The 595-nt window shown below is 66.6% G+C and carries 1 protein-coding gene; it reads right to left on the bottom strand.

Going from position 1 to position 595, the window contains the following annotated elements:
* The coding region (locus tag A9X04_RS20410) for a glycosyltransferase (protein WP_369828983.1) at positions 1-595 on the bottom strand (595 nt) is incomplete at both ends.

The following is a 595-nucleotide window of genomic DNA, read 5'->3' as shown; positions in this document are numbered from 1 at the left end:
TCCGCGGGCTTCGTCATCCGGGCGGCCAGCTCGCGGGCGCGGGAGACGTAGTCGGGGGAGAGGATCTGGCGCAGGTCGGCCACCAGCGACTCGCGCGTGGTTTGGGAAAACGGGCGGGCGACACCGACTTTCAGCCGATCCACCTGGCCCGCCCAGATCTTCTGATCGCTCATGCTCCAAAGGCTCAAGGTGGGTACTCCGGCGCGCAGGCCCGCGGCAGTGGTGCCCGAGCCGCCGTGGTGTACGACCGCGCGGCAGGCGGGAAAGACGGCCGCATAATTCACCGCGCCCACCACCTTGACGTGCTCGGGAAGTGGCACGTCGCTGAAATCGCTCCAACCGGCGCAAATCAGCGCGCGTTCGCCCAATTCCGCGCAGGCCGCACCGATCATTTCGACCGTGTCGATCGGGGATTCCACCGGCATGCTGCCGAATCCAAAGCAAATCGGCGGCGTTCCCGCGGCTATCCACGACGCCACGTCGTCGTCGGCGCTGGTGGTCAATTCCATCGTCAGGGGGCCGACAAATGGCCGGAGGCCATCCCATTTCGCCCATTCGGCCGCCAGGCCGGGAAAGCAAACCTCGTCATAAGCCT

The sequence above is a fragment of the Mycobacterium sp. E3247 genome (genome assembly GCF_001667785.1).
In the GTDB taxonomy this organism is placed as follows: Bacteria; Actinomycetota; Actinomycetes; order Mycobacteriales; family Mycobacteriaceae; genus Mycobacterium.
The sequence above is the reverse complement of the archived record's forward strand: the minus strand, read 5'-3'. Positions and strand labels throughout refer to the sequence as shown.